Origin of the sequence: Methylocystis sp., from assembly GCF_050246715.1 — a bacterium.
Lineage (GTDB): Bacteria > Pseudomonadota > Alphaproteobacteria > Rhizobiales > Beijerinckiaceae > Methylocystis.
The window spans coordinates 1-8,265 of the sequence record NZ_JBFWVN010000085.1 but is presented as its reverse complement, the minus strand read 5'-3'; the positions used below and the strand labels follow the sequence as shown (position 1 = coordinate 8,265).

The 8,265-nt window shown below is 59.6% G+C and carries 8 protein-coding genes and 1 tRNA gene; 5 read left to right on the top strand and 4 right to left on the bottom strand.

What is annotated here, in order from left to right:
- Window positions 1–170: 170 nt before the first annotated feature.
- Window positions 171–308: a hypothetical protein gene (locus AB7I51_RS16920; protein WP_428406358.1), complete on the top strand. Its 138-nt coding sequence runs from the start codon at window positions 171–173 to the stop codon at window positions 306–308.
- A 73-nt stretch (window positions 309–381) separates the two neighbouring features.
- On the opposite strand, the gene AB7I51_RS16915 is transcribed toward AB7I51_RS16920, so the two are convergent.
- Window positions 382–657: a hypothetical protein gene (locus tag AB7I51_RS16915; RefSeq protein ID WP_428406357.1), complete on the bottom strand. Its 276-nt coding sequence runs from the start codon at window positions 655–657 to the stop codon at window positions 382–384.
- A gap of 311 nt (window positions 658–968) precedes the next feature.
- On the opposite strand from AB7I51_RS16915, the gene AB7I51_RS16910 reads away from it, so the two are divergent.
- Both AB7I51_RS16910 and AB7I51_RS16905 read left to right on the top strand, forming a co-directional pair.
- Window positions 969–1,673 carry a hypothetical protein gene (locus tag AB7I51_RS16910; protein ID WP_428406356.1) on the top strand — a complete coding sequence of 235 codons (705 nt, stop codon included), beginning with the start codon at window positions 969–971 and terminating at the stop codon, window positions 1,671–1,673.
- Window positions 1,674–1,675: 2 nt separating this feature from the next.
- Window positions 1,676–2,176, top strand: a complete 501-nt coding sequence (locus tag AB7I51_RS16905; RefSeq protein WP_428406355.1) for a type II toxin-antitoxin system VapC family toxin — start codon at window positions 1,676–1,678, stop codon at window positions 2,174–2,176.
- A 520-nt stretch (window positions 2,177–2,696) separates the two neighbouring features.
- Here AB7I51_RS16905 and AB7I51_RS16900 read toward each other — a convergent pair.
- The 3 genes from AB7I51_RS16900 to AB7I51_RS16890 all read right to left on the bottom strand — a co-directional run bounded on the left by AB7I51_RS16900 (window position 2,697) and on the right by AB7I51_RS16890 (window position 6,463).
- Window positions 2,697–2,771, bottom strand: a tRNA-Gly gene (locus AB7I51_RS16900).
- Between the two features lie 62 nt (window positions 2,772–2,833).
- Window positions 2,834–5,314, bottom strand: coding sequence for a TonB-dependent receptor (locus tag AB7I51_RS16895; RefSeq protein ID WP_428406354.1), 2,481 nt, complete (start codon window positions 5,312–5,314; stop codon window positions 2,834–2,836).
- 192 nt (window positions 5,315–5,506) lie between these two features.
- The gene (locus AB7I51_RS16890; protein ID WP_428406359.1) at window positions 5,507–6,463 is read right to left on the bottom strand and encodes a c-type cytochrome; all 957 of its coding nucleotides are present in this window, start codon (window positions 6,461–6,463) and stop codon (window positions 5,507–5,509) included.
- A gap of 498 nt (window positions 6,464–6,961) precedes the next feature.
- Between AB7I51_RS16890 and AB7I51_RS16885 the strand changes: the two genes are divergently transcribed.
- Together AB7I51_RS16885 and AB7I51_RS16880 are read left to right on the top strand one after the other, a co-directional pair.
- Window positions 6,962–7,468 carry a DUF6345 domain-containing protein gene (locus tag AB7I51_RS16885; RefSeq protein ID WP_428406353.1) on the top strand — a complete coding sequence of 169 codons (507 nt, stop codon included), beginning with the start codon at window positions 6,962–6,964 and terminating at the stop codon, window positions 7,466–7,468.
- A 227-nt stretch (window positions 7,469–7,695) separates the two neighbouring features.
- Complete coding sequence (locus AB7I51_RS16880) at window positions 7,696–8,142, top strand: hypothetical protein (RefSeq protein WP_428406352.1); 447 nt, start codon at window positions 7,696–7,698, stop codon at window positions 8,140–8,142.
- Window positions 8,143–8,265: the final 123 nt, after the last annotated feature.

The window sequence follows — 8,265 nt, the reverse complement described above, 5'->3', positions numbered from 1 at the left end:
TTTGATATCTACGGCAAGGCCGCATACCGTCAATACCCGAAAACCTATTGAGAAAGCCCAAGAAACCGCCGTCGCCGTTCGAAAGCGCCGAGGCTCGCGAGGCGTTCAACACAGCGTTGCGCGCGGCTTTTACAGCGAGCCGAGCGCTGACTGACTTCATCGAAGGTGTCTTGCGCGACAATCCCGATGTCGAGCCGCTGGCCGCGATCGAGCTGGCGGCTGCGGCAGCGACCGATGCTGAAACGGCATGGGCCTACTTCCTGCGGCTCTCCCACAGGAGCTATCCAGATAAGTTGAGCCTTAACTGAGCGTCGAGTGTCCGCGTGCGACGACGCGCCTGTGGCGTATCTCGCAGGCGCGCCTCGGCTCATGACCGCGGCGTCACGGAGAAGCCGGGGACGGCCTGCACTCGAACACGCACTCCTTTAGATCGTTCGCCTGTTCGCGCACGCAGGCGGCGAACGCTTGAGGGCCGGGTTTCAAAGGCGTTCCGCATTCTTTCAGATCGACTTTGTGCGTGTTCACACATTGATGTACGCAGCCGCCAACCAGCCCGTGCGCCGTCGCCGGCAGAAAACCACCCGCTTGCGCCGTCGCCGGCAGAAAAGGAGTCAGCGCCATAGAAACGAAAAGTGCCACCAATGTCCTGGTCAACATCTTCTTCCTCCTAATTGCTTTGGCGTCGAAAAAGGCCTGTCGGCGAGGTCCACGACAAATTGGGCCAAATCCTTGTGTTTCAATTAAGGCTGCGCCGCGTGCTGCCGCTATTTGCGGCCCTTTTTCCTCAGCCTCACTCCCGGCCCGCCGCCGTTCTCTTCGATGAACTCGACGCCCGCCTTTTCGAGCGCGGCACGGATCGCGTCGAGTACGGCGGGGCGTTTTTGCGTTTCCTAACTCCGAAACCGAAAATTCGTAGATTTACCCCATCGTGATAATGGAGAGGGCTAACGGAAAGGGAGGGCCGCGCCATGACCGACACGGTAGAGATTCCCTTCACAATCAAGGACGCCGACCCCGACACATTCCCCATGGGGCGCTTGGCCGAATATCTGGCCGACCTCGCCGAACTCTTCGGTTCGCGGGATCAGGTGCATTTTGGCTGCGTTCGCGATGGAAGCCTTGCGATCATTGCGAAGGTCGAGCAGGCAGCTCGCCCCGTTGTCTTCCCGCGCATTCGGGCGGCGGCGAATGGGGAGGACTCGTCATCTGCAAAAGCTTGGCTGAAATTGAACGGAAAGCTTTCGGACGATAGCACGACGGCGAAGCTCAATTTACCTGGGGAGGTAATCGACTTCCCCGGCCTCCCCAAAGCGGAGAAGCCGGTCGGGCCCGTCAGGCAGCCTACGACGCTACAGGGAAAACTCACGCGCATTGAGGGTGCAGGGGACAAGGTCTATGTCGGCATAGACGACGATGCAGGGCTCGCCGGGCAAGTCACCGTCTCGGCCGCGCTGGCGAAAGAACTCGGCGCTTACTTCCAGCGCTACGTTCGGATCACCGGCGAAGGAAGGTGGAAGCGCAAGGACGGGCGATGGCGGGTTGAACGGCTCGACGCAACCGCCTTCGAGCCCCTCGATGATACGCCGCTCGACGATGTTCTCCGCCGCGTGCGCGAGCTTATCCCTCCGGGAGCTGGCGCCACCGCGATCGATGAAATCAATGAGCTTGGCTAGGCATGATCGTAGCCGATGCCAACTTTCTGATCCTGCTGCTCGATCCAGATGCGATGAGCCACGTGGATCGGGGACATGAACGCGTGGCGCAGTTCATTGAAACGATGAAAAAGTCGCGCGAGGAAATCATGATCCCCGCGGTTGTGCTCTCTGAGGTGGTCGCGGGGCGCATAGATCGAGTCGAAGAAATTATGGAAACGATTCGGCGCGAGAGAGCCTTCAGTCTGCAACCGCTCGACGAAACCATTGCGATTGAAACCGGCTATTTGATTAGGGACATGAAAAACAAAACCCCTCCGAACGACCGCGCGCCAGGCTGGGCTACGATGATGAAATACGACGCAATCATTGCGGCGACCGCTGTTGTGAGAAACGCCCGGGCGATCGTCACGGACAATAGCCGCGACTTTAACAAGCTCCTAGATGGCCAGGGCGTGAATGTGATGACGCTAGAGTCATTGCCCGTGCCTCCTGAAAAGCAGAAAGAGCTTTTCAAGGGGTGACCCATGTCCCGCGGTACACCGGCCCCGCCATGGACCCGACGAACCCTCGCAGCCTCGGCATGAGCGCGGTCGCCTGCCGCTCTGCGGCTGGCGGGAGAGCGTGGACGTGTCGGGGCTCCCTGGTTCGATAGAGGTGCCGTCGCTGCGCCTGCGCCTCAGATGCACGGGCGTTCCGGAGCGGGTTTTCCGTAAAATTTCCGTATCTGAGGCGGCTCCGGCCGAACATCATCTGTAATTCATTGATTTCATTGGCGCGCCAAGGGGAATCGAACCCCTGTTTTCGCCGTGAAAGGGCGGCGACGAATGAGCAAGTTCCGCCTGAAGGGTTGGCACAAGCTCCTCGGCTTGCGGCGCGGCGGCTACGAAGACTGGATCGTGTAGGCGCAGGTCGCCCGGAGTCATAGGGCCGCTTTCGACTCACCTCTCTGTCCAATTTTCGGTTTCTGCTTACCGAGCGCTTACCGAAGACGGAGCTTACCGGGCGGCAGGCCGAGATTTGCTCGCAAGGTCTTGTTTTTATTGGAGCGGGCGATGGGAATCGAACCCACGACATTCAGCTTGGGAAGCTGACGTTCTACCCCTGAACTACACCCGCGCCCTTCCTGTGTAACGCGCCCGGCGATCGCTTTCAACGGAGCGAGCCGCGCGGCGGCCGGCTCAATCCCAGAATTTCACCAGATTGAACGGCTCCGTGAGATCGGGGCCTTTGACCGAGGGATCGAATTCGATCGGCCCGCCGAAGGTGAGGCGCCAGGACGGCGGCTCGATCGGATGCCCTTGAACGCCCATCACGCCGGTTCCGCAATTGGCGGCGGTGACCGGCACATTGAGGAGACCATTGCAGGCTCGGTAGAGCGGGTCCGTTGGGAGCAATGAGCCATATCCATAGGCGATCAGCTGCGAGCGAGAGTTGAGCATGTTGAAGACGTCGAGCTGGAGTTTCCAACCCTCCTTCCAGCGATAGCCGATCCGCGCATTCACGGTGCCGATCGCCGGGCTTTTAAAGAAGCCGTCCTGGGTCAGGGCTCTAGGCCCGATATAGCGATATTTGAGCGCGCCGAACCAGCCGGTCGGCTCGCCCAGTTCCAGAACCGCGGTCGCGATGATCGGCGCGGCGTTGATCAGGAAATTTCCCGGCTTGTTGCCATAAAACGTGCCCCAACGCAGCGCGTCAGGCTGCAGCAGCTGATAATAAAGGTTTGCTTGATCCGTGTCGTAACCAAGGAAACGCGCATTGACCATGGTCAGATCGCCTTCGAAGCTCAACCATGACAAGGGCCGATAATGATTGGTGAATTCGAATCCGATGCGGCGACTGGGAGGGCCATACACCGTATTGCCTTCGTCGCCGGCGAAAACATTCTCGGACTGCAGCTTGATCCAGAACAGCGTCAGCGCCGACTCCAGCTTGTCGATCGCTCTCGTCTTCACGCCAACTTCGGCGCCGGTTGATGGAGAGAGCAGCGGCCGGCGCTGTACGAACGTATAGCCAAGATTGTCCGACGCTTCGGTGGTCGAGAACGTCTGCGTCGTGCCGCGCGCGTCGGTCGAATGGAATCCACGGCCAAAATTGAGATAGAAGTCGGTCTTGTCATCGAATGGATTGATGATCACCGACGCCTTGGGGCTCAAGAGTTGGGCCTTGCTGGAACCGCTGTTGAACGGCGCAGTCCAAAGCCTGACCGGTTGCGCAGGATTATCGTTGACGTAACCCGCGATCGGCGACGACCAATAGGACTGAATGCCGCCGACGCTGGCCCAATAATAGTCCCAGCGCGCGCCGACGACGCTTGTCAGCCAAGGCGCCCATTTGGTTTTTACATCGCTGTAGAGGCTGAAATTCGCTTCGCCGACACGGTCGTTACGAATGGCGTTATAGGGCGTGCGCTGATATGTATCTTGCAACCCGACCCGAATGTCATCCCAACGCGTTTGATAGCCGAAACGCAATTCGGAAGGCGTCTCGGCGACATCAAATTTGATCCCGTGAACGCCATTCGACCCCAGGATCGTTCGACGATCGAACTGACGGAATTGATCGCCGAGAACGGGATTGTTCAGATAATAGGTAAAGTCGTTGAAGAGATCCAAGGTGGAATGGATGGCGTAGCCCTCAACGCGAGAATAATTGTTTTCGCCGAGCCGAGCCCAGTGGCCGGAGATGCTGAAGCGCGTCGTGTCGCCGCCGTCGGTCGGGTTGATCGCGCCCCAACGCGACATCAATCCTTCCTGGACGGCGCGCAGGGGGATCTGGTTCGTGGCGTTAAATCGGTTGGCGTAGGCCATGCCGGTTATGCCAATACCATCGGCCTCCGTTCCACGATTCCAGCGCAAAACAGCATTGATCTTGCGCACGCGATTGGGCGTCAGCCACGGGCCGTCATAAACCGACATCTCGCCTGCGCCGAGGATATCGCCGCCCATGTAGTTCCACGATTTCATGCCGAACTGCCGCGCATATCCGAATTCGCCTGCGCTTGACGTAAAGACGCCAGTGGGCACCCGGCTCAAATACTGCATGCGGATGGTGCCGGCGTTCGAAAAGTCGCCGTCTTCGACGTTATAGGGACCCTTTCGCGCATCGATCGACGCGAGCAATTCGGGCATCACGAAGTTCGCATCCGCATATCCCTGGCCATGGCCATGGGTGCGCATGTTGAGCGGCATGCCGTCGAGATAAAGCGCGAGATCGGTGCCGTGATCGAGATCGAAGCCGCGCAGATAATATTGGTTCGCCTTGCCCTCGCCGCTGTGCTGGGTCACGGCGAGGCCCGGCACGATTTCGAGCGCCTCGCCGGGCCGATAGAAGGGAATGGCGTTGACCTGGCCGCCGGTGAAGAACCGCTCGCTCGACGATGACATTTCCTTCGGGCCGGTCGGATAATCGATCTTCGGCCCAAGCGCAGTGTCCTGCTCCGTCGAAGGCCCGGAGGGCGCCTGCGCGACCTGCACGAGCGCGGTCGTCCGCGCCGGGCCTTGCGGACGGGCCGGCTGTCGATGGGTCGTGTGTTTGATCTTGTGGCTGCCGACCTCGATCGTCGGCAACGCCGTTTGAGCGCAAGCCTCATCCACCCACATCGCCGCCAAACCGGCCACAAGCGCATAAAGTGAGGCGGCGGTCTGAAGACGACGGACCATTCGGGCGGCTCGCGTGTGACAAATAACAAGAGACTGCTTATTCTCAGCGGTCGCCAGCCAAAGTTAAAGAGTGTTTTTAAAGGCGCTTTGCGATTGTGCCCCGCCTGTTGCAAACGGGTCACACAGAATCGTGGCGGCGCGTCCCTTTGTCGAAATCCGCCACATGGACGCCAGAGCGCGGCGTTTTACCGCCTACTTCACATTCGGATTCTTCACCTCCGTCCTCTGCTTTTCGATCTCCTTCAGCTTTTCGCGTATGGGTCCGTAAGGCCCGTATTTATGCTGCTCTTCTGAAAATCCGTCGGCATAGGGGCCATAAGGCGCATCGATCGGCTTTTTCAAAAGGTCGGGAAAATCCTTGTCCACCCCGGCGCGCTGCGGCCTCGGCTTCGAGATCATCAGCGCCGCGACATCCCATGCCTCTTCGGGCGACAACCGCGGATGCAGATAGTCGACGCCGTCCGGCATATTTGAGTGAATGAAATTCGCCGCCGTGATCAGCCGCGCCATGCCGGCGCCGTCGTTGAAACTGTCGGAGCCCCAGAGCGGCGGAAAAGCGTAGCCGGCGCCAAGTCCCGGAAAGCTGTTCTGCACCCCGGCGCCGTTGACGTTGTGGCAGCCGATGCAGCGCGCCTGATAAATATCGCGCCCGCGCGCCGGATCGGCGGCGCGGTCGAGTTCGGGCATGGTTCCCGCGCCGAGACCCGAAAGCTTCTCGCCCTTGGCGACGCCTTTCGACAGAAACGTAATATAGGCGACGATGGCGCGCATGGGCTCGGAAGCGGCCGGCAGCGGGCGCCCGTTCATGCTGCGCGTCATGCAGGAATTGATGCGCTCCTGGAGCGTGATCTCGGCGCCGGCGCGCGCGCTATAGGCAGGAAAATCCGCCGAGAGTCCGAAAATCGGCAGGCCGAATTTCTTCACGCCGGCGTCGAGATGGCAATTGCCGCAGGCGAGATTGTTGCCGGAAAAGCGCTGCGCGCGGTTCGGCATGTCCGGCCCGATATGCGAATAGGTCGCGGTGATCAGATCGCGCCCATGGCGGATCAGCCGACTGTGGGCGTCGTATGGCAGAGCGTCGACCTGCGGAACCGACCAGTACGTCGGGCTCGACGCGCCGAGGTCTTCGGCGGCGAGGACGGAAACGATGAGAAAAACAAACGAGGCAACTGTCGCGCAGAAAAGTCTGTACTTCGGAACACCCCTGCGAAAAATGTCTGCGAGCCCCACCGGATCGGCGGCGCCTCGCCGTCGGTCTTCAGCCAGATGAACGCTAGGAGCGAAGTCAGCGGCGGCGACGCGACAAAAGCCACGAGCGCGGTCGAGCGCTTGGCAAAAGGGCGACGACGATGAGCGCTGAGATGATGAATTTGAGCGCATAGTAAAACATAAGCGAGTTTAGCTGGCGCTCCACGCAGTTTTTCAACAGACTCACTCGAAGCGCATGTGTCGAAAACTCCTGCGAACGGAGGCGCGCCGATACGCCGCTGCGCCATAAAGCCGCAATATCACAATGTTTTTGGGTATCACTGATGACGCGTTGGCGTAGAGTAGCGCTCGTCGCCCTTATCGACAGCGCTTCCAGAAAGCGCAGAGCACATAGAATTTTTCTCGACAAGCCCAAGGATGGCGGAGCGGGAGGGCCAAATGCTGAGCGTCGGCTGCTGGTGGATCCGTGATGGCCTCAATGCGCGACGCCGAGAGGCGCGCCGGTTTGCAGAAAGATTGGAAGAGCGCCCCGACGTCAGATGGGAACAGGACCATGGCGACGAAGAAGTCGTTCGCAGCCATTTCCTCAGCGCCGAAACGACGGATGAAGTCGTTGATCGCGTCGACTTCATGTACATGTGCTCGCATGGCGACTTCGATCCGGACGATGAAAGCACATATGGTCGGGGCTTTCGTTGCTACGATGGCGGCGTCTATTACGACAACGACATCAATTGGGGCGACTACGATCTAGAGTTCTTTTCCTCGCACGCATGTCGCCTGCTCTACCACTCGTCAACAAATTCGGTCGGACGATGGGTCGGGGCATTCGGGCGCTTGCACTACATGTTCGGCTTCCACACCCGTTCGACGAGCGGCGGCGAGGCCGCCTATCGCGGAAAAAAAATTCGCGCGCTATTCGAGCCGCCACTTAGATGGATATGACGCATTTTCTCTGCGGCGGTCCTGGCGACGCGCCTGTGTTGAAACTGAGAGCAACAGCAAGGAATGGGCCTATCTGCGCGCCAATGGCGAAACGTCTGGCGGTGTATGGGTCGATACGTATGGCGAGGTTCTGTCAACCTCGGAACCGCGAGACCCGACACGAGCGCGCGAGTTCTGGACCGCTCATGGGGAGTGCTGAAGCGCGACGCCAAACAGGGAGAGTCGTCATGGCGATTCAGCTTAACGACATCGCAATTCGCGGGCCCTTACCTGAAGTCCCGACCGAACTGCCGGTTTTTCTAGTTCATACGCCGTCGTTAGAAGAACGGCGGCCCGCAATCGACCGTTTTCGGTCACTGCTAAAGCTCGACAAATTCAAGACGGTCGACGAGGACGGCTCGATCTTCTTTGAAAACGGATCGGCGGGTGTTCAGTTCTACCGCGCCTCCGGTTCGCTATGGGCGGAAAACGGCCGAGCGGATGCGGACTTCCCCGACGAACGCCGGCCGTGGCGAGTCGTAGACGAACCCGACAGAGACAATCCGAAAAACAAGAAGTTCGTTCTCCCGGACGAGGAGCGCAAACGTCTTGTGCAGCAGGCGAAGAATTTGTTTGCGGAAGCGGGCCTTCTCTCGCCGGAAGCGCACTTTTCGGGCGTCGCGCTAGGTGTTTAGCCCGTCTTATTCGTGACGGCGCGACTTTCGGCGTCGTCGTGATGTCGGGCGGCATGGCCGCGCGGCGGCGTTCGGGTTTTTCACCCCTTCTAGGACCGCACTTTATGGAACGCGTTGGAGGGA